18 protein-coding genes are annotated in these 19,820 nt (G+C 59.7%); 9 read left to right on the forward strand and 9 right to left on the reverse strand.

Annotated features, from left to right (window positions below; genetic code table 11):
- Window positions 1-9: 9 nt before the first annotated feature.
- Window positions 10-756, forward strand: coding sequence for an SDR family oxidoreductase (locus tag HX899_RS08175; RefSeq protein ID WP_181292189.1), 747 nt, complete (start codon window positions 10-12; stop codon window positions 754-756).
- 13 nt (window positions 757-769) lie between these two features.
- Entirely contained in the window at window positions 770-1,240 is a 471-nt protein-coding gene (locus tag HX899_RS08180; protein ID WP_181292191.1) for a cyclophilin-like fold protein, read from the forward strand.
- Window positions 1,241-1,385: 145 nt separating this feature from the next.
- On the opposite strand, the gene HX899_RS08185 is transcribed toward HX899_RS08180, so the two are convergent.
- Window positions 1,386-2,282 carry a LysR family transcriptional regulator gene (locus HX899_RS08185; protein ID WP_138388647.1) on the reverse strand — a complete coding sequence of 299 codons (897 nt, stop codon included), beginning with the start codon at window positions 2,280-2,282 and terminating at the stop codon, window positions 1,386-1,388.
- A 129-nt stretch (window positions 2,283-2,411) separates the two neighbouring features.
- Here HX899_RS08185 and HX899_RS08190 point away from each other — a divergent pair, with 129 nt between their 5' ends.
- Window positions 2,412-3,269: an NmrA family NAD(P)-binding protein gene (locus tag HX899_RS08190; protein WP_138388646.1), complete on the forward strand. Its 858-nt coding sequence runs from the start codon at window positions 2,412-2,414 to the stop codon at window positions 3,267-3,269.
- Between the two features lie 126 nt (window positions 3,270-3,395).
- Here HX899_RS08190 and HX899_RS08195 read toward each other — a convergent pair whose 3' ends face one another.
- Window positions 3,396-4,433 (reverse strand): class I SAM-dependent methyltransferase, encoded by a 1,038-nt coding sequence (locus tag HX899_RS08195; protein WP_171600567.1) that lies wholly within the window; start codon window positions 4,431-4,433, stop codon window positions 3,396-3,398.
- 180 nt (window positions 4,434-4,613) lie between these two features.
- Between HX899_RS08195 and HX899_RS08200 the strand changes: the two genes are divergently transcribed.
- From HX899_RS08200 to HX899_RS08210, 3 genes are all read left to right on the forward strand, one after another.
- A complete protein-coding gene (locus HX899_RS08200) occupies window positions 4,614-6,611 on the forward strand; it encodes a bifunctional diguanylate cyclase/phosphodiesterase (protein ID WP_180196596.1) in 1,998 nt (665 codons plus the stop codon).
- A gap of 436 nt (window positions 6,612-7,047) precedes the next feature.
- Window positions 7,048-7,854 (forward strand): MBL fold metallo-hydrolase, encoded by an 807-nt coding sequence (locus tag HX899_RS08205; protein WP_171600569.1) that lies wholly within the window; start codon window positions 7,048-7,050, stop codon window positions 7,852-7,854.
- 208 nt (window positions 7,855-8,062) lie between these two features.
- Window positions 8,063-9,715: a DapH/DapD/GlmU-related protein gene (locus HX899_RS08210; RefSeq protein ID WP_180196594.1), complete on the forward strand. Its 1,653-nt coding sequence runs from the start codon at window positions 8,063-8,065 to the stop codon at window positions 9,713-9,715.
- Window positions 9,716-9,726: 11 nt separating this feature from the next.
- On the opposite strand, the gene HX899_RS08215 is transcribed toward HX899_RS08210, so the two are convergent.
- Window positions 9,727-10,614, reverse strand: coding sequence for a LysR substrate-binding domain-containing protein (locus HX899_RS08215; RefSeq protein WP_171600571.1), 888 nt, complete (start codon window positions 10,612-10,614; stop codon window positions 9,727-9,729).
- A 111-nt stretch (window positions 10,615-10,725) separates the two neighbouring features.
- On the opposite strand from HX899_RS08215, the gene HX899_RS08220 reads away from it, so the two are divergent.
- Genes HX899_RS08220 through HX899_RS08230 form a run of 3 tightly spaced genes read left to right on the forward strand, consistent with a single transcriptional unit; the run spans window position 10,726 to window position 14,387 of the window.
- Window positions 10,726-11,979, forward strand: coding sequence for an SRPBCC family protein (locus HX899_RS08220; RefSeq protein WP_168264237.1), 1,254 nt, complete (start codon window positions 10,726-10,728; stop codon window positions 11,977-11,979).
- 10 nt (window positions 11,980-11,989) lie between these two features.
- Complete coding sequence (locus tag HX899_RS08225) at window positions 11,990-13,060, forward strand: FAD-binding oxidoreductase (protein WP_181292193.1); 1,071 nt, start codon at window positions 11,990-11,992, stop codon at window positions 13,058-13,060.
- A 46-nt stretch (window positions 13,061-13,106) separates the two neighbouring features.
- Window positions 13,107-14,387 carry a Xaa-Pro peptidase family protein gene (locus HX899_RS08230; RefSeq protein WP_181292195.1) on the forward strand — a complete coding sequence of 427 codons (1,281 nt, stop codon included), beginning with the start codon at window positions 13,107-13,109 and terminating at the stop codon, window positions 14,385-14,387.
- Window positions 14,388-14,491: 104 nt separating this feature from the next.
- Here HX899_RS08230 and HX899_RS08235 read toward each other — a convergent pair whose 3' ends face one another.
- The 6 genes from HX899_RS08235 to HX899_RS08260 all read right to left on the reverse strand — a co-directional run.
- Complete coding sequence (locus tag HX899_RS08235) at window positions 14,492-15,502, reverse strand: GlxA family transcriptional regulator (protein WP_062941982.1); 1,011 nt, start codon at window positions 15,500-15,502, stop codon at window positions 14,492-14,494.
- Window positions 15,503-15,832: 330 nt separating this feature from the next.
- Window positions 15,833-16,405 carry an S-(hydroxymethyl)glutathione synthase gene (gfa, locus tag HX899_RS08240; protein WP_181292197.1) on the reverse strand — a complete coding sequence of 191 codons (573 nt, stop codon included), beginning with the start codon at window positions 16,403-16,405 and terminating at the stop codon, window positions 15,833-15,835.
- A gap of 54 nt (window positions 16,406-16,459) precedes the next feature.
- A complete protein-coding gene (gene fghA, locus HX899_RS08245) occupies window positions 16,460-17,296 on the reverse strand; it encodes an S-formylglutathione hydrolase (protein WP_181292199.1) in 837 nt (278 codons plus the stop codon).
- Window positions 17,297-17,299: 3 nt separating this feature from the next.
- Entirely contained in the window at window positions 17,300-18,427 is a 1,128-nt protein-coding gene (locus HX899_RS08250) for an S-(hydroxymethyl)glutathione dehydrogenase/class III alcohol dehydrogenase (RefSeq protein ID WP_181292201.1), read from the reverse strand.
- Between the two features lie 152 nt (window positions 18,428-18,579).
- Window positions 18,580-19,275, reverse strand: a complete 696-nt coding sequence (locus HX899_RS08255; RefSeq protein ID WP_181292202.1) for a dimethylsulfonioproprionate lyase family protein — start codon at window positions 19,273-19,275, stop codon at window positions 18,580-18,582.
- 15 nt (window positions 19,276-19,290) lie between these two features.
- Window positions 19,291-19,820: electron transfer flavoprotein subunit alpha/FixB family protein (locus HX899_RS08260; protein ID WP_181292203.1), on the reverse strand; the 530-nt coding region annotated here is incomplete at its 5' end.

The raw sequence follows: 19,820 nt of genomic DNA on the forward strand, positions 1-19,820 counted from the left end.
GAGATCATCATGTCCCAAGGAATTGAAAACAAAGTGGTCGTCATCACCGGGGCAAGCAGCGGGCTTGGCGAAGCCACCGCCCGTCACCTTGCTGAGCGTGGCGCTTCGGTCGTCCTCGGCGCGCGGCGTGGCGACCGCATCGCTGCGCTGGCCGAGGAACTGGCCGCCAAAGGCTATAGGGCCAAGGCAGTCCAAACCGACGTCACGGACCAACTTCAGGTCAAGACGCTCGTCGACACGGCCGTCAACGCGTTTGGTCGCATCGACGTGATGCTGAACAACGCCGGCTTGATGCCACTTGCGCCGCTCGAACGGCTCAAAGTTGACGAGTGGGATCGCATGATCGACGTGAACATCAAAGGGGTGCTCTACGGCATCGCAGCAGCGCTTCCGCACATGAAGGCGCAGAAGTCGGGGCACATCATCAACGTGTCCTCCGTCTACGGTCATGTGGTCGATCCGGGTGCCGCCGTCTACTGCGCGACGAAATTCGCCGTGCGTGCCCTCTCGGAGGGGCTGCGGAAGGAAGTGAAGCCGTACAATATCCGCACCACGATCATTTCACCCGGCGCAGTGAGCACCGAACTCCTCGAACATATCAGCGAAAAGGACATCCAGGCGGGCGCCAAGGAGTTCGTCAGCAAGATCGCCGTCAGCGCGGACACGTTCGCCCGAACGGTCGCCTTCGCGGTGAACGAACCAGACGATGTCGACATCAACGAAATCCTGTTCCGGCCCACGGCTCAACCTGTCTGACGCGAGGCGCGCTATGTCGATGACATCCACGTTCATGAGCCGTCGCGCGGTGCTGGGCGGAACCTTGGCGGCCGCCGCTCTCCCTCTCGTGGCGCAAGGGCAGGACGAGCGCGGCCCGGCGTATCCCGAAGTGACAGACGTCAGGATCAGGATAGGCTTCAACAAGCTAACCCTGACCGCGACACTCTTCGACAATCCGACGGCGCGCGATCTCGTTTCCATGCTGCCCTTGAGCCTCACGATCGAGGGCTACGGCAGGAACGAAAAGATCGTCCATCTGCCGCGCAAGCTCACCGAAGAAGGCAGCGGTGCTTTCGGAAACGAGCAGCCGGGCGACCTTTGTTACTTCAAACCGTGGGGTAACCTGGCCCTGTTCCACGCCGATTACCGCTGGGACGGGCTGATCCGGCTCGGCCGCTTCGACAATGGCTTCAAGCCGTTGCTGGTGCGCGGCGAGTATCCGGTCCGCATAGAGCGAATCTGACAAGGGTTCCATGCCCGGAAATCTGAAATCGCTTCCTCCCAAGCATGAAAGAACCCAACAGGACGAATTTCCGCAATGGCCTATATCAGAACCAGAAAGCCGCGGCCGGCTTAGTCAGCAGAGGCGCTCGACGAGGCGCCTCCGTCTATTCGATGATCTCGACGCAGAAATCGATAAAGGCCCTGACCTTAGCCGGGACATGCTGACGCGAGGGATAGAAGGCGTAGAGCGGGAATGTCTCGTCCGACCAGTCGGGAAAGAGGTTCACGAGCTGCCCATTGTTCAGATAATCCGCCATCCCGAGTGAGAAGACTTGCGCGATGCCTATCCCCGCAAGGCAGGTCGCCAAGGTCGTGCCGGCATCGTTGACTAAAATGCGGCTGCGGGTCTCGATCGAGACGACCTCTTCACCCCGCCGAAGCTCCCATTCGAAAGGCCTTGCAGTCAGCGGGTCCTGGAACTGGATACAGGTATGCTCGCTCAAATCCTGTGGACGGCCCGGCCGACCATGTCGCTCGATATAAGCGGGAGCCGCAATCGTGATCACGCGTGTCTGCATCAACAGGCGCGAAATAAGCGACCGTTGTGCAGGCTCGCCAAAGCGCACAGCGACGTCCATGCCATCAGTGACAAGATCGCCGATCTCGTTGCGGGTGATGACCTCGATCTGGATATCCGGGTAACGGTCGAGGAAGGCGCCGAGCCGCGGGCCGAGCACAAGGCGTGAGAAATATGGGTCGACATTGACTCGCAGTCGGCCACGCACCGCCTGTCTGGCGCCAACAGCTGTCTGCGCAGCCTCTTCGATGCCGCTCAAGAGTGGGGCCACCTGTTCGTAGAACCGCGCGCCGTCATCGGTGAGCCGCATCGTGCGTGTTGTCCGGTCGAGCAGCCGCAGACCGATCCGCCCCTCCAGTCGGGAAATGGCGCGGCTGACACCCGACGCCGATAGTCCCATTAGCTCCGCCGCCCGCGCGAAACTTCCGCTCTCGATAACGGCGGCCAGTACGCTCACGCCATTCAATAATCGTCCGTCAAACATCGGGCATCCGTGATTTTTAGTCACCAATCATGTGACAGAAGCGCGCTTCAGTCAAATGCTGCCAAAGGACATGATCAGCATAACAAACCGCCAACCTGCTGGCGGTGCAGGAAGCGAAGGAGTCTAACCATGTTTGTGATCACCGGAGTAACAGGCCAAGTCGGAGGCATTGTCGCCGCGCGTCTGCTGAAGGCAGGGGTGCCGATACGCGCCGTCGCGCGCAATGCGGAGAAAGCAGCGGAATGGAAGGACAAAGGAGCGGAACTGGCCTTGGCCGAGATGACCGACGCCGATGCGCTCACCAAGGCTTTCGCCGGCGCCGACGGCGTCTTTCTGCTGATCCCGCCGACCTTCGATCCGACCCCTGGCTTTATGGAAGTGCGCGCTGTCATTGCGGCCCTGAAGACCGCGCTTCTTTCGTCTCGTCCCGCCAAGGTCGTTTGCCTCTCCACCATCGGCGCGCAGGCCAGAGAACCTAACCTCTTGAGCCAGCTTGGTCTCGTCGAACAGACGTTATCTGCCTTGCCAATGCCAATCGCCTTTCTGCGTGCCGGCTGGTTCATGGAGAACACGGCCTGGGATATCGCGCCGGCGCGCGAGACCTGTGTCTTCTCGAGTTTCCTGCAGCCGCTCGATCAGCCCTATCCGATGGTTTCTGTCCTCGACGTCGCAGCCAAGGCGGCAGAACTGCTGCAGCACGAGTGGGTGGGCAAACAGGTCGTCGAGTTGATGGGGCCAGAGGGCGTCACGCCCAACGATATCGCCGCTGTCCTATCATCCATCCTCGGCAAACCCGTCCGGGCGGAGCCGGTCGCCCGCGACACCTGGGAGCAGATTTTCACCGATCAGGGCATGCAGAACCCCCTCCCGCGGATGCGTATGATCGATGGCTTCAACGAAGGCTGGATCCGGTTCGAGGGCGAGCCGGTGAAGGGCACGACCACACTGGACACAGCCATGGGCCGTCTCATTTGCCCCGGCCGATAAACAGCTCAAAGGCCGTGGCGGAGAGCAGCCACGCCCTTTTCTCATGCAGCCTCTGACAGGGTCGCTCCCGGATTTTGAACTAACGGACTACCCAAAGACTACCGGATCGGACGGCAGACGTGCGGCCTAATGCGGTTTTTGAATTTCACAGTAGACAATGCTGCGGTTTGAGCCGGGCCAAACAGACACCTTCACATCCGCCCCGGTCACGCTTTCACTGGCGATCAAGCCCATCTCTGGTTCTGACCGCAACAGCAGCGCCCAGTTCATAAATGTCTCCATATAGCCATCGACGTCGGTCTCCGGGGAGAAGTTGGCGAATAGGAATGTGCCGCCAGGCTTCAGCATGCTGACGCACTTCCTGGCCAGCCTTACGGCTACCGCGTCCGGCAAATAATCATAGAGACCCGCGGCATAGACGAAATCGAACATTCCCAGCGCGTGCCTCCCACCGAGCAGGGATTTGACCGACCCGTTCACGGCCTCGACGGACGTGCCGGCGAAATCGCGAGCGACGGTTCCAACGCTTATCGGGTCTTGATCCAAAGCCACCCAGCGTCTGATCGCGCCGGCGCTGAGAGCGCTCGACAAAGGCCCCTCACGAAGATGCCCGGCAGCGATGGCGAGAACTTCGGTGGAACCAGCCCGGGTCGAAGCGATTTCGTCAACGCGGCGAGCCAGAATGTCTCGACGCTCCCTCACCGCGACGGATGACGAAGCATTTCGAGTGTAGGCGTAGATCGAACGTCCCAAGTTGCTCGCGGACAAGACGGCGTCCTCGATTTCAGGTCGGCCGTATATGAAGTCGAGAAGGCGTGCGTCGCCAGAATAGCCGCGCGGTTTTTCGAACGACCAGCGGGTCAATGGATCTTGATGAAGATAGTGAGCAACGGGATGGGATTGCGCGATCGGAACGATGACGTCCCACACCTCCGGATGAAAGCGCCGCCGTATCTGGTGCAAGGCCTCGGCAAGACGCTCGATGATCGCATTGGGCTCGACGCCGGACTTGAACTGACGGATCGACACGTCAAGGCTGAGGGCAAGCTCGGCTCTGGCAACGATCAGGTGGCCGGGATCTGGGGCAGCAACCCTCCTTGCCACCCGACGAATTTCGCCGGGCGCAACAAGACTTTCACCGTCCAAGACCAGGCTTTGTGCCATTTCGAGATCCCCTTGATATAGCGTTAAGCATAATCAACCTCGAAATAGGATGCGACTAGAATCCACACGGGATAAGGGTAATTCTACTCTTGCGGGTCAGATGCTACCCCTCTAACAAAGCTAAGCAATAAGACAAACCGGTTGCAGGTCGCCGAACGCGATTTTGGAGGGCGCCGAAGTATGGCTTACTTTTCAACATACTTTAGATGGCTGTCAGGCCGGCGTCGTTGCATGATCGCGGCTTGCACTAATGTCCAGAGTGACGAATCTACCGCCAGCTTTTCATTCGCCGAGGCTCTCAAATCTCTGAAAACTGAAAATGATGCTGTCCGGAGGCGGAGCTCACGGCAAGGTCTTTGGATGGCGGTTGCCGTTTATGTGGCCTTTGCACTTCCCGACCGATGGCTGATCCCCGATGTTGCCCCTATGACGATCGCCGCGCGATTCGTCGTTGCAACGATCGCGCTGCTGGCGTTCGAAATTCTGCGACTGGCCAATGCGAAAACCGTCTGGCTTGACATCACATGCGCCGCTGCTCTGCTTGTGGGCTATGTAGGCTGGCTTTACCCGGCGATTGCTACCCGCGACGTCACCGCCATGTCATACTACATGATATTCGGCGCCATCTTCATGATGGGCGCCAACCTGTTTTTCAGTTTCCCGTTTCGGCTTTCGGTGATCACCTCGGGCCTCGTTCTATGCGCATTTTTCATTACGATCGTGGAATTTTTTCCTTCAAGCCAAACCTACAAGCTTGCCTTCGGGATGTTCTACATTTCGTGCTTTGCCTTCACGTCTTTCGTCAATTGGCGATTGAACGTGGAGCGTCGAAACGTGTTGTTGAACGCGGCGGAGGCTCGCCACCAGCACTGGGAAGCGTCCGAGCGCGGAAGGTCACTGCTCGAGCTTTCACATACTGACTATCTGACAGGCATCGGCAACAGACGCGCGCTGGATCGGCGGCTCGACGAATGCTGGGCCGCCTGGAAAGACGAACACCGCGACTTCTCCGTGTTCCTCATCGACGTCGACTTTTTCAAACGCTTCAATGATCGCTACGGACATCAGGAAGGAGACCGATGCCTGACCGTCATCGCCATTGCGCTGAAGGCGGTTGTAGAGTCGTCCGATGGCATGATCGGCAGATATGGTGGCGAGGAGTTTATAGTGGTCATGCCGGCTGCCCTCCCCAAGGTCGCGATGACTCTCGCCGAGAAGATCAGAATGGAAGTCGAGTCTCTTGCGATTGCTCACGACGAGCGACCAGACGATATGTCGATCGTAACCGTCAGCATCGGCGTCGCCTTCACCCGCGAGAAAGTGGGAGAGAAAGTTGAACGAATAGTACGTGAAGCCGACCTCGCTCTCTACAATGCCAAAGCAAGTGGCCGAAACTGCATTCGCAGTTTTGATCCGTTTTTGCCTCGCCCCGACGACCATGCTGGCAAACTCGTCCCGCTGCTGGCGGCCGCTATCGATCGCAAACTGGTCTCGCTCGTGTACCAACCGATCTTCGACGTAACGAACGGGAAAGCAAGAGCTGTCGAGGCTTTGATGCGCCTCAGGATGCCGGACGGCTCCGCGGTTTCGCCGAAGACATTCATTCCGGTTGCGGAACGAAGTGGCGCTATCCTCGAACTAGGCAGGTGGGCGATCGAGACGGCATGCCGGGATATACTGATGACCGATCGCATGGCGACCGTCAGCGTCAACGTGTCGCCGATACAACTGCGTTCCCCCGGCTTTGCTGCCAGTGTCGCAGATATCCTTGCCCGGTGCGGGGTCTGCGGGTCGCGACTAGCCTTGGAAGTCACCGAGGGCCTGGACATGGATATGCAGTCGGAGGTGCTGAAATGCATCGCCGATCTGCGGGCACTCGGCGTCGAAATCTGGCTTGACGACTTCGGCTGCGGCTTCGCGGGCCTCTCCTGGCTGAGGGCAATCGAGTTTCAGACGGTCAAGGTCGATCGAACCTTCCTGCACGACTGCTCGAACCCACGCGGTCTGATGATGCTTCAGGACATGATTGCTCTCATCCGCAATCGTGGGAATACGATCCTGGTGGAAGGCGTAGAAACTGCAGCACAATTTTCCCTTCTGAAGGATCTTCGCATCGACCGCGTCCAGGGCTTTCATATGGGCATGCCGGTCAGCGCTGAACTTCTGAGCGCGGCATAACTCGCCTCAAGGTTTCCAGATGGCTCAGCACGTCGCCGATGATCGATGCGTGGCATGTGACGTCTTTGCAGATCGTCGTGATGCTGAGTGGCGCCTATCTTGCCATGTCAGGAGTGCCGGCAACCGAACAGCCCGCACTCGATAAGCTGTAAGGGCGGCTATGCTCATTCCGCGAGTCCGATTCTTCCGTTACGTCAGCGACAACGTTTTAGCCTGGCTTCCGTGCGCCTCACCCATTTCACTCGGCTTGAGGCCCCGTCGTCCCAAGACCGGGGGCGACTTCATGCACGGCCGAGGGCTAGCCTCACTGGCACCTTCCAATCTCCCATGTCGCAACACTACATGATGGGAACAATGCAATTGGGAACATTCGACATCTGCTGCATGTTTTGCTGGCGATGCAGAGGCCGCACCCAAACCTGTTGAGGATTTGAGCATGACTTGTTTTATCTGTACCGCCTGCGGCGCTCAGTTCAGCGAGAGATCTGAGCCGCCGCGAGCCTGCCCGGTCTGCGAGGACGACCGTCAGTTCGTGCCCCAGTCGGGGCAAAGGTGGACGGATATGGCGGCAATCAGCCGGACACACAGTGTGATCTGGAACCAAGAAGCGCAGGGTGTTCACAGCCTGCAGATCTCACCTGCCTTCGCAATTGACCAGCGCGCCTTCCTCATCGAGGGACCGGATGGCAACATTCTTTGGGATTGCCTCAGCCTCGTTGACGAGGCGAGTGCGGCCCAAATTGCTGCGATGGGCGGTCTTACGGCGATCGCAATTTCACACCCACACTTCTATTCTTCGATGGTCGAGTGGAGCACAGCCTATGGCGACGTGCCGATCTATCTCCACGCCGATGACGGCGAATGGGTACAGAGACCTGGTCCGGCACTTCGCCTTTGGAAGGGTGAAACTTTGCAAGTCGGTCCGGCGACCGTAATTCGTTGCGGTGGGCATTTCGCTGGCAGTTCGGTGCTTCACTGTCCCTGGCTGGAAGCTGGACGGGGCGCTCTGTTCGTGGGCGACACGATGCAAGTCACGCTGGATCGTCAGTATGTGAGCTTCATGCGCAGCTATCCGAACCTCATTCCGCTCAACGCCAGAACTGTGGAAGGCATATCGGAGGCCGTACGGCCATATCGATTTGAGTCGATTTACGGTGCATTCACGGGGAGAACGATCAAAACAGATGGCTCACGTGTCGTGGAAGGGTCTGTTCAAAGATACATAAGGGCCATTGAAGGTTAAGGTGCCGTTCAGCGATAACAAGGCAGCGAACTCCTTCGATGGAAACGAGACCGATGGAATTTCGATCGATTTCTTCCTAGGTAGTAAGGCCAGCAGCCCCCGACAAATTGCGGCTTTTTGGACGAATCAGGCCGTCTGATGAAGCGAGGCAATTGATCGCTGAAGGCAGACGATTATTCGGCGGTTGAACCCGGGAATGAGGAGCAGAATGGATCACGTCAATAGCCCGCAATCGTCAGTGAGCGAAGAGAAGGAAGCGCGCAGGCTTCAATACCTGACCTGGGAACACATTGCGTCGGACCTCCGTCATCCCACTCACCTCGCCCGCAAGGCGGAACTCAGGCGATCATGCGATGCGGAACTGGCCGAGACGTCCTACATCGCCGAGAATGCCGCAGTCTTCACCGAAAGCCTGACGATGGGCGAGCGGTCGTGGATCGCCGGGCACGCGCTCGTTCGCGGCCATGTGATCCTCGGCGACGATTGCACCATCAATCCCTATGCCTGTGTTTCCGGCACGGTGACGTGCGGTCATGGCGTGCGGATTGCTTCGCATGCCTCGATCGTCGGCTTCAATCATGGCTTCGACGATCCGACCATTCCTATACACCGCCAGGGCGTCGTCAGCATCGGCATCGTGATCGGCGACGATGTCTGGATCGGCGCCAATTGCGTGATCCTCGATGGCGCCACGATTGGAAACGGTGCGGTGATCGCCGCCGGAGCGGTGGTCACGGGAGACATTCCCGCCATGGCGATTGCCGGTGGCGTACCCGCCCGGGTGCTGCGGAGCCGAGGCTCGGCACCCAAGAAATCCGGCACTGGCGACATTGAAGATCAATTGACCAGGCTCGGTCAGAAGGCAAAAGACCAATGGCCGGACATTCTGGCACGCTGGAAAACGCAGGGGTCCTATGAATCGCTGGAAGCAGACGGGATCCGCAGACCGGCGACCCGGCATCTCTGCGATGCAATCGAGATCGCTGCCGGCTTCGGCCACCTGCCGCCCGATCTCGATGCGGCGGAGACAGTCGAGCGTCTCCAAGGTCTTCAGGACCAAGAGACCGGCCTTTTCCCAGAAGAGCATGCGCGAGAGCACGGGAGGGCATTGAAGGATGATTCTAAGGCGCTCTATAACGTCCTTGCGGTTGGCTATGCGCTTGAACTGCTTGGTTCCGGTCCACGCCAACCGGTCCATGCGGTCGAGCTCGGCGCCGGGGAGCTGGATGAATGGCTGAGCGCCCTGCCCTGGTCGACCCGGGCATGGCACGCCGGAAGCGTGGTCGATGCGATCGGAACTGCCATGTACTTCAATGCGGAGTCTTTCGGCATCAGGCATTCACGGCAGGCGCTCTTCGAGTGGCTGAGCCGCAATGCCAACAGCGTTTCGGGGCTGTGGGGTGAACCGACCGCGGCGGAAGGATGGCTTCAACCGGTGAACGGCTTTTATCGCCTGACGCGCGGCACCTACGCCCAGTTCGGCGTGGCACTTCCCCACCCGCACGCCTCGCTTGAAACGGTTCATCTCAACTATCGCAACCACAAAGGCTTCGTTGCAGCAAAATACAATGCGTGCAACCTGCTCGATACGATTCATCCTCTGCTGCTGATTGCCCGGCAGACCGACTACAGGCGGGCCGACGGCGAGGCGATCGCCCGCAAGGTCATATCGAGGGCGTTGGATAGATGGCGGGATGGCGAAGGGTTCCCGTTTGCCGATGGTGCTGAACCGAGCTTGCAGGGAACGGAAATGTGGCTTTCCGTCATTCACCTGGCGGCCGATTTCCTGGGACTGGCGGATCGCTTCGCCTTCGTCCCGAAAGGCGTTCACCGAACGGCAACCGTGGGGCTGGGTTTGTGATTACGCTTCGATCAACCGTGCAATGATGCCGTCAGCCAGGCGGCGGCAAGATCGCGTGCGTTGCTTCGCTTGGCTTTGACGGGCACGATCACGTTGTAACGATCTTCCGCGGCAAGCTCGCCGCCGTCGACCTGCACCAGGGTTCCATCCTCCAGAAAGGTGCCCACCAGCATGCGCCATCCCAACGCAATCCCTTGCCCGGCGCGTGCGGCTGCGATGGTTTCGGTATAGTGGTTGAACCGAAGCGACGGCTTTATCTCGAGGTTGGCGCCGGTCAGCGAAAACCACTGCGCCCAGCTATACCAGGAACGATCGAGAACGTCCGTCTCGATGAATTCGTCGGCGGAGCCGAGCGCGCCATCGCCACGACGCTTGAGATAGTCGGGAGAGCAGACCGGGCAGATGACGTCGCCGTGCGAGGCGATGACGGTGCTATCGCTGAAGGGTGGCACACCATATCGAATTGCCACATCGACTTCTCCGTCATCGAGAGCGATCGGGCTGTCCTGGGATATCACCCGCACCAGGATGCCCGGATTGGCACGGCGAAACTCTGCCAGCCGCGGCAGCAGCCAGAAAGAAGAGAATGCAACGGTCGCTCCTATGGTCAACACGTCCTGGCTGCGCGACTGGAGCGCTTCCACGCTCTCGGCAATATCGGCAAAGCTCTTGGCCAGCGTGGCTCCGAGGTTGATGCATGCCGCTGTCGGCTCGATCGCTCGATGCTTGCGCACGAATAGGGGCTGGCCGAATTCCTCCTCCAGCAATGCAATCTGCCTGCTGACCGCCGCCTGGGTGACACCCAATTCGGTCGCAGCCGTGGTGAAGCTCTTCTTTCTGAGCACCGCCTCCAGGGTCACCAGTGCCGTCAGCGACGGGATCCGTCTTCTAAAGTGCATCCCAGAATTCCTCGTCGCATGACAAAAACTTATGCGAACCTAATTTTTTATGCCGTTGAAACACCGGAACTACAAGGGCAATCTAGGGAAGCTCTCGCATAAGAGGTTCTGATGCTAAACAAGCTCCCATCTTCCATTTCCGCCCTTCTCGACGCTCGTGCCAACGGTCACTCTTTGCCGGCCGGCCTTTACGTTAGGGAAGACGTGTTCGAAGCAGACATCGACGTCTTCTTCCACAATCACTGGATCTGTGTCGGTCTCGATTGCGATGTTCCCGAACCCGGTGACGCCACGGTGATCGATATCGGCAAGACGAGCCTGATCCTTCTGCGTGACGACGACGGAGAAATTCGCGTCCTGCACAATGTCTGCCGCCATCGCGGCTCCCGCCTTCTCGATCCGGGCAAGACGATCGTCTCAAAACTCGTCTGCCCCTATCACACCTGGACATACGAACTGACGGGTGAGCTCAGCTACGCGCCTCACATGGGCAAGGACTTCGACAAGGAGTGTCGGAGCCTCAAGCCCGTCACTTTCAAGTCGATCGGCGGGCTGATTTATGTCTGTCTCTCCGACAATCCGCCCGAGGACATCGCCATCCTCGAACAGGCCATGACCGAGCGCCTTGCCCCCTACGACATCCGGAACGCAAAGGTTGCCTTCCAAACGGATGTCATCGAGGATGGCAACTGGAAGCTCACGATGGAAAACAATCGCGAATGCTACCATTGCTCCGCGAACCATCCGGAGCTTTGCGTCTCCTTCGTCGATCTCGACTTCGGCTTCGACCCGGAGACGCTGAGCCCGGAGGATCGCGAACAGGCCGAGGAACATTTCAGGCTGTATGAAGAGCAGACGAAGGCGTGGGAGTCTGACGGCTTCCCCTCGGCTGCCGTCGAGCAGCTCGCCGACTGCGCCACCAACTTCCGCACCCAGCGGCTGATCATCGCAGGCGCCGGCGAATCCCAGACCCACGACGCCACCGCCGCATCCTCCAAGCTTCTTGGCCACATGACCCGCAAGGATCTCGGCGACACGCATCTTTGGGGCCACAACAGCTGGAACCACTTCATGGGCGACCATGCCGTGGTGGCGACCGTCATTCCGCTCTCGGCGGGCAAGACACTGGTCAGAACCAAGTGGCTGGTCCACAAGGACGCCGTCGAAGGCGTGGATTACGATCTCGACAAGCTGACGGATGTCTGGGTCGCGACGACGGACCAGGACGCCGATCTCGTGGCGCGCTCCCATGCAGGCACTCTCGACCCGGCATATCAACCAGGCCCCTACTCCCGCTTTTCCGAGACGAACCTCGACAAATTCGCCAGCTGGTACATCGATCGGATGCGCGCCCATGGATACTAGGAGCCCGCAGATGCCCGCAGCCAGGGCAGCCCTTCACGACCTCTGGAACCCGGAAGAAGACGACGCGCTCGTCTGCCTGGACGTCCAGCAGGAAACCCACGACGTCAAGACATTCACCTTCGCATCGCGCGAAGGCAAGCGGTTCGCGTTCAAGGCCGGGCAGTATTTTCTATTCGACCTGGAACATAATGGAGACGCTGAAAACAGGTGCTACAGCATCTCCTCCTCGCCGCATCGGACAAACGCCTTCTCCGTGACGGTGAAGCGCGTTCCCGGCGGAAAGATCTCCAACTGGCTTCATGACACCCTGGTTCCCGGCGCGACCATCAAGGCGAATGGGCCGCTCGGCCACTTCGTCAGGCCCGAGACGTCGGGACGCCAGCTTCTGCTTTTGTCCGGCGGCTCCGGCATTACCCCCGTCATGTCCATTCTGCGGGAACTCGCCGACAGTTGCGAACCTGCCGACGTCGTCTTCATGCACGCAGGACGGACGCCGCAAGATCTGATCTTTCGCGACGAATTGGCCTGCATCGCCCGCAGGTTGAAAGGCCTTCGCCTGCATTTCCTCCCGGAGACCGTGGCCGGCGAGCCGTCCTGGCCCGGTCTGACCGGTCGTATTTCGAAAGACTACATGCGGCTGGCGGTTCCCGATATCGCCGAGCGAACCGTGATGTGCTGCGGCCCCGCCCCGTTCATGGCCGCCGCACGCGGCATTGCCGCCGAACTCGGCGTGCCCGGCTCGAACTACCTGGAGGAAAGCTTCGACGCAGCGGTCATCGACGAACCCGAAATCCCTGCGGTTCAGGAGGCATCTGCCAAGGTCTTTCAGGTCACCTTCTCGAAGCAGGCCCGCAGCATCGAGGTAACAGGCGATCAGAGCGTGCTCTCATGCGCGAAGAAGTCAGGCGTCAGGATCCCGTCGTCCTGCGCGAATGGCGTCTGCGGCACCTGCAAGTCGAAGCTTACGTCAGGCACGGTCGACATGGACCACAATGGCGGAATTCGTCAGAGGGAAATCGACGCCGGTTTCTTCCTGCCCTGCTGCTCCAAGCCGCTCAGCGATCTGGTCATCGAACGCTGAACATCCGTGGCGTCGCGTCATTCACCGACAACAAGGACTGACTGAGATGTTGCGAGAGGAAAGCGATTCCGCCGAGTTGACCGGCTCGACGGTCTTCAAGGACGAGCGAAAGCAGGCATATCTCAATCCTGAAGGAGCCGACCGGCCTCTTATCAGTCCTGTGCCGGCCACGACGCTCGATCGGGCTCGCCGCTATCGTCTGGAGCGCCTGCGCGGGAAGATTCGCGAATGGGACTGCGGTGCCCTGCTTCTCTACGATCCCGTTAACATCCGATATGCCTTCGATTCATCGAATATGAGCATTTGGACGATGCACAACGCCTCGCGCTACGCTCTGATCCTGGCCGATGGTCCGGCGATACTTTTCGAATTCGAAGGCGCCGAGCACGTCAATGACGGGCTTCCCGGCATCGACGAGATCCGGCCGGCGAAGTCATGGATATTCTTCACATCAGGGAACCTTATCGAACCCCGCCTGAAAGCCTGGGCGGACGAGGTCGCGGACCTCGTGAGCCGCAATGGCGGCAATAAACGCGTGGCGGTGGACAGGCTCGAACCCGCCGGCGCGTTCGAATTGCGGGAACGCGGCTTCACGCTCTTAGACGGTCAGGAGCTAGCCGAGCGGGCGCGATCCATCAAAAGCACTGAGGAGATCGAGCTGATGAGATGGACGATCCGTGTCTGTGAAGCAGGCATGGCGCGGATGTACGAGGTATCCGAGCCGGGCCGCACCGAAAGAGAGATCTGGGCCGAGCTTCACTTCGAAAACGCACGCAGCGGCGGCGAGTGGCTCGAGACCAAGCTCTTGACTGCAGGCTCCAGAACGAACCCCTGGTATCGGGAATGTTCGGACTACGTCATCAAACGCGGGGAGATGATATCCTTCGACACCGACATGATCGGACCCTACGGCTATTGCGCCGATCTCTCGCGGTCGTGGACAGCGGGACACGTGCCGATGAACGCCAAGCAGAAGGAACTCTACGCGGTAGCCAGGGATCAGATCGAGCACAATCTTTCAATCATCAGGCCTGGGATGACTTTCCAGGAATTCAACGAAATGTCGTGGCGGATTCCGGAGAAATACCAGCCTTATCGATACACGCTTGCTCTGCACGGAACCGGAATGGCTGACGAATGGCCGGGTATCCTTCTGCATCCGGATTTCGACCCTGATTTCAGCGGCATCATCGAGGAGGGCATGGTTCTCAACGTCGAAAGCCTGATCGCCGAAGCCGGATCCGAGAGCATCAAGCTGGAAACCCAGGCTCTGATTACGGCAAGGGGAGCCGAGCGGCTGGACACGTTTCCGTGGGAAGAGATCTGAAGAAAGCATGTCGCGCAAAAGTGTGCGGCGGTTTTGCGGCAACGACATGCGTGAGAACAAAGACCTAAAGCGCGAGGAGCGAATCTGAAAGATTGCGACGCGCTCTAGTGCGCTCTCGACGCGGCACGATGCTGTGACGGCGTTTGTCCGAATGTGCGCTTGAAGGTTCTCGTGAACTGCGAGGCGTTTTCAAAGCCGACATCCAGCGCAATCTCGATCAGCGGCGCCTTCGACTGGGCAAGGATCGATTTCGCCCGCTCCATGCGAACACGATTGTAGGCCTTGGCAGGAGACATCCCCGTCTTGTCGATGAAGATCCTCTCCAGTTGCCGCCTCGACAGGCCAACCATGGCGGCAAGCTTCTGGATAGACATGCTGCCATCGACGAACTGTTCCATCGTAATCATCGCAGCCTTGACGCGGGCATCGTCATAGTCGTCATAGAGCGGGCGCCGGGGCTGTATGTCGGCCGGAGCCCGCGCCTTTTCGATCTGAAGGACCTCCAGCGCGTTTCGTTCGGCGTCGCGGCTGATACATTTTCGGACCAGCAACGCCGCCATGTCGGCGGAACTGCTGCCACCCGCGCATGATCCGCGCTGGCGATCGAGATTGAAGAGCCGATCGGAGCGAACACTGAGATCGGGAAACCGCTCCCGAAACTCCTTATAATGCAGCCAGCTCACACAGGACTCGTGCCGCTTCATCAGGCCAGCCGCAGCAAGAATGAACGAACCCGTGCACACGCCGATCAGCGGCACCTTCTTGGCGTCCGCCTGCTTGAGAAAAGCGATGGTCTCCTGGTCGACAGGGTTCTCCACCGTCAGAAGGCCGCCGACGACCACGATGTAATTGAACTTCGACGGATCGACGAAATCGGACGTCGGAGCGACCTGGACGCCGCAACTCGAGGTGATCAGGTGCCGCGTGCTACCGATCACCTGCCAGTCGGCAAGGACCCTTCCGGAACGATCCTGCTCGTCGCTGGCAAGCCGCAGCGTATCCACGAAGAGCGCGAAGGCCGACAACGTGAACGATCGCGCCAGAACGAAGCCCACCTTGAGCCGCTCAGCCGACCTCGCGGCGTCGTCTCCGTGCCGATGCTGCCCGGATCGCATATTCATCCCCCTGCCGCTTGTGAGAGCGTACTCATCGAATCCGAAAGACATGCGCTAGACCATGATGCCGAAAAGTGTGAAGCGGTTTTCGGACGACATCATGCTCTAACCCTTTAAATTAGAACAGGTTTCAGATTTTAGGCCAACCCGGCCTAAAATCATCCTGTTCTAGCGGATCATGATCGTCAATGAAAATGGGTTTGTCCAATGTTTCCCTCGGCTTCGATCCGGCTAGCCTGAGCAGGGCGCAGGCCATCACGGAATATCTCGATATCCGGATAGCGGCGGTTTTGCTGGGGAGCGCCGCGTCGACGCTCCCCAGGGGTCAAATCACGCGGCCAGGACGCCGCTCTTCTTGGCCATCCAGGTTGCGATGTAGTCCATAAGGCCAGGGTTTAGGCAATCGTAAGGCTCAAGGCCGGAGGTCTTCAACTGCGCCCTGACAGAATCCATCTTCGCGGGGTCGAAGCCGCTTTCGATGATCGACGACACGAAGGCCGCAAAGCCCGGCTTCGCCCAGCCGCTTTCCTGAAAGCGTTCCGGATGGACGAACGACAATCCCTGGAATGGATGTTCGCGCACGACCGGCCCATACATATGAACGCCGCATTCCTTGCAGGCGTGGCGCTGGATCAAGGCTGTGGAATCGACGACGGCGAGCTTGTCGCCATTCTCCTGAACTTCGACGCTTTCGGTCGGCGCAACTGCCACGACTGAAAAGACGAAGCCCTCGGGCTTCCAGCACTTCGTGCAGCCGCAGGCGTGATTGTGGGCGATATCGCTCTTGATCCTGACCTTCACGGGGTTGCTTGTGCACTTGCAGACGAGCGTCCCGCCTGCGAAAGCAGCGTCAGTCGCCCGAAAGCCTGAATCCACTGCCGGATGTATGGCTATGCTGGTCATGGGTTTCTCCTCCCCTTCTGGGCCGTTTGCGATATGCCCGGCCAAGCTCTGCAATCAGTCTCCCAACCTCCGCGCGTGCCAACGCAGATGGTCTTCCATGAATGTCGAAATGAAGAAGTAGGAGTGGCCGTAGCCTTCCTGCATGCGAAGCCGCAGGCTGATGCCGGCCGTCTCGCAGGCTTGCCTAAGCTCCTCGGGGCGCAATCCATCCTCCAGGAAGCTATCCCCCGTCCCCTGGTCGACGAGGAATTCGGGGAACCGGTGCCCGTCTTCGATCAGCGAGCAGGCGTCATATGCCCGCCAGCGCGCTTCATCCGATCCGAGGTATTTCTGGAATGCCGGCTTTGACCAGCCGGCGACCGAGGGATGGCTGATCGGCGCGAAGGCCGAGCAGCTGCCGAAGCGTCCAGGGTTCTTGAGCGCGATCGTGATCGCGCCATGTCCGCCCATCGAGTGACCGAAGATCCCCTGTCGCGTCATGTCGCCCGGAAACTCGGCGGCGATAAGCTTCGGCAATTCATCGACGACGTAGCTGTACATCCGATAGTTCTGTGCGAATGGCGGCTCGGTGGCATCGACGTAGAAGCCGGCCCCCTTGCCGAACTGCCAATTATCCGGTTCGTCCGGGACGGCATCGCCCCGCGGACTGGTGTCGGGGCAGACGATGATCATGCCGAGTTCTGCGGCAAGACGCCGATACTCTCCCTTTTCCATGACGTTGGCATGGGTGCAGGTCAGACCGGAAAGGTACCATAGAACCGGCAGCTTGCGTGCTTTGGCCTGCGGCGGCAGGAAGACCGCAAAGGTCATGTCGCAGTCGCAGACATCCGAGCGATTGAGGTAAACGCCCTGGGTGCCGCCATGAGAATTTTCGGTCGAGATCGTCTTCATGGTTCAGTACACGACCACGCCGCGGATGCTTTCGCCCTTGTGCATCAGCTCGAAGCCCTTGTTGATGTCTTCGAGCGGCATGGTGTGGGTGATCATCGGATCGATCTGGATCTTGCCCTGCATGTACCAGTCGACGATCTTCGGCACGTCGGTGCGCCCGCGCGCGCCGCCAAAGGCGGTGCCCATCCAGTTGCGGCCGGTGACCAGTTGGAACGGACGGGTGGAGATTTCCTGGCCGGCGCCGGCAACGCCGATGATAATCGACTTGCCCCAGCCGCGATGGGAAGATTCCAGCGCCTGGCGCATCACCTTGGTGTTGCCGGTGCAGTCGAAGGTGTAGTCGGCGCCGCCGATCAGGTCGCCGTGGCGCTTCGTCAGGTTGACGAGATAGGGCACGATGTCGTCGCCGACCTCCTTCGGATTGACGAAGTGGGTCATGCCGAACTTTTCGCCCCAGGCCTTGCGGTCAGGGTTGATATCGACGCCAATGATCATGTCGGCACCGGCAAGCTTCAGGCCCTGCAGCACGTTGAGACCGATACCGCCGAGCCCGAAGACGATGGCCGTCGCGCCGATCTCGACCTTGGCGGTGTTGATGACCGCACCGATGCCGGTCGTCACGCCGCAGCCGATGTAGCAGATCTTGTCGAACGGCGCGTCGGGATTGACCTTGGCAAGGGCGATCTCCGGCAGCACGGTGAAGTTCGAAAAGGTCGAGCAGCCCATATAGTGATGGATCTTGTCCTTGCCGATCGAGAAGCGCGAGGTGCCGTCCGGCATCACGCCCTGGCCCTGGGTCGCGCGGATCGAGGTGCAGAGATTGGTCTTGCGCGAGGTGCAGGAATAGCATTCGCGGCATTCCGGGGTGTAGAGCGGAATGACGTGGTCGCCCTTCTTCACCGAAGTGACGCCGGGGCCGACATCGACGACGATGCCGGCACCCTCATGGCCGAGGATCGCCGGGAAGAGGCCCTCAGGGTCGGCGCCTGACAGGGTGAAATCATCGGTGTGGCAGATGCCCGTCGCCTTGACCTCCACCAGCACTTCGCCGGCCTTCGGGCCTTCCAGCTGCACAGTCATCACTTCGAGCGGTTTTCCTGCCTGAACGGCAACGGCGGCGCGAACGTCCATCTTGATATCCTTCCTCTTAAATTGAATTCTGATGCTGCATATTCCGATCGACCAGCTTCTTGCCGATCTGCTTCGCTGCGTTAACGCCGAGACTTCAAGCTCTCGCCTTCGGGCTTTTGTTCATCTCGGACCCATTGTCGCCAAGGACCCCATCACGTCTCCCGCTCAATCTGGCACCAAACCGCAAGCAGCGGCCGGGCTGTGCATCTTATCGCGAAGGATTGCCCGGCGTCGTTTGCAAAGACCGTGCCGATGCCGGCGGAGAACCATTGGGAATTGCCAAGGCAGATTTCCCCCGGCGAAAGCAGAATGAAAGCGCGGGGCTGCGTCTGAACATGATCGGGAAATCTTGTATAGCGATCCATATAGATCACGCCGACCCTGAGATCGGCGCGTTCTTCCATGCCGCCGGGACCGACCAAGACCGCATGGGAGTGCGTATTGCCAAAATTCAGGCTTGCGAACGGACCGGAGCGGCCGCGTCTCCAGAGCAGCTTATCGGCGAGACTCTGGAACTGGCCGGCGATCGCCTCGTATTTCCGTCCGGATTTCGCAAGATGGCCGATGGCGTCATCCAGCCCTTCCGGCGCACCGGGAAGAGGCCCGCCCTCCGAACGCACCTTCCCGGTCTTGAGCAGCCTCTGGAGAACCTTGCCCGCGACGAAGCTGGCGACGGCAGGAGCCTCCGCCGACAGCATCAGCCCGCCGACATCATTGAGGAATTCCTGCAGCGGCCGAGAGCGCCTCTCCCTCCCGATGTCGTGCAGCCGTATGTATGCCGGCTTTTCGTCATCGTTCAGGAGAAGGTCGGCACCAGGTTTGTTTGGACGTCCCACGACGCGCACCACGTTCGGTCTCCCCCGCTAGAGCGCCTTTTCCAATTCCGGCAAGACATCGAAGAGATCGGCGACCAGTCCGTAGTCGGCGACCTGGAAGATCGGCGCCTCTTCGTCCTTGTTGATGGCGACGATGACCTTCGAATCCTTCATGCCGGCCAGATGCTGGATGGCGCCTGAAATGCCGCAGGCAATGTAGAGCTGCGGCGCCACCACCTTGCCGGTCTGGCCGACCTGCCAGTCGTTCGGCGCATAGCCGGCATCGACGGCAGCGCGCGATGCACCGACGGCAGCACCGAGCTTGTCGGCGAGCGGCAGGATGACTTCCTTGAATTTTTCCGCCGAGCCGAGTGCGCGGCCGCCGGAGATGATGATCTTCGCCGAGGTCAGTTCCGGCCGGTCGGAGGCCGACAGCGCGTCCCTGACGAAGGTCGACAACCCCGGATCGGAAACCGCAGGGATTGCCTCGATCGTTGCCGAACCACCTTCCGGTGCGGAGGCAAAGGATGCGGTGCGCACGGTGATGACCTTCTTGGCATCGCTCGCCTGTACCGTCT

The sequence above is a fragment of the Rhizobium sp. WYCCWR 11146 genome (genome assembly GCF_013591995.1).
GTDB lineage: Bacteria > Pseudomonadota > Alphaproteobacteria > Rhizobiales > Rhizobiaceae > Rhizobium > Rhizobium indicum.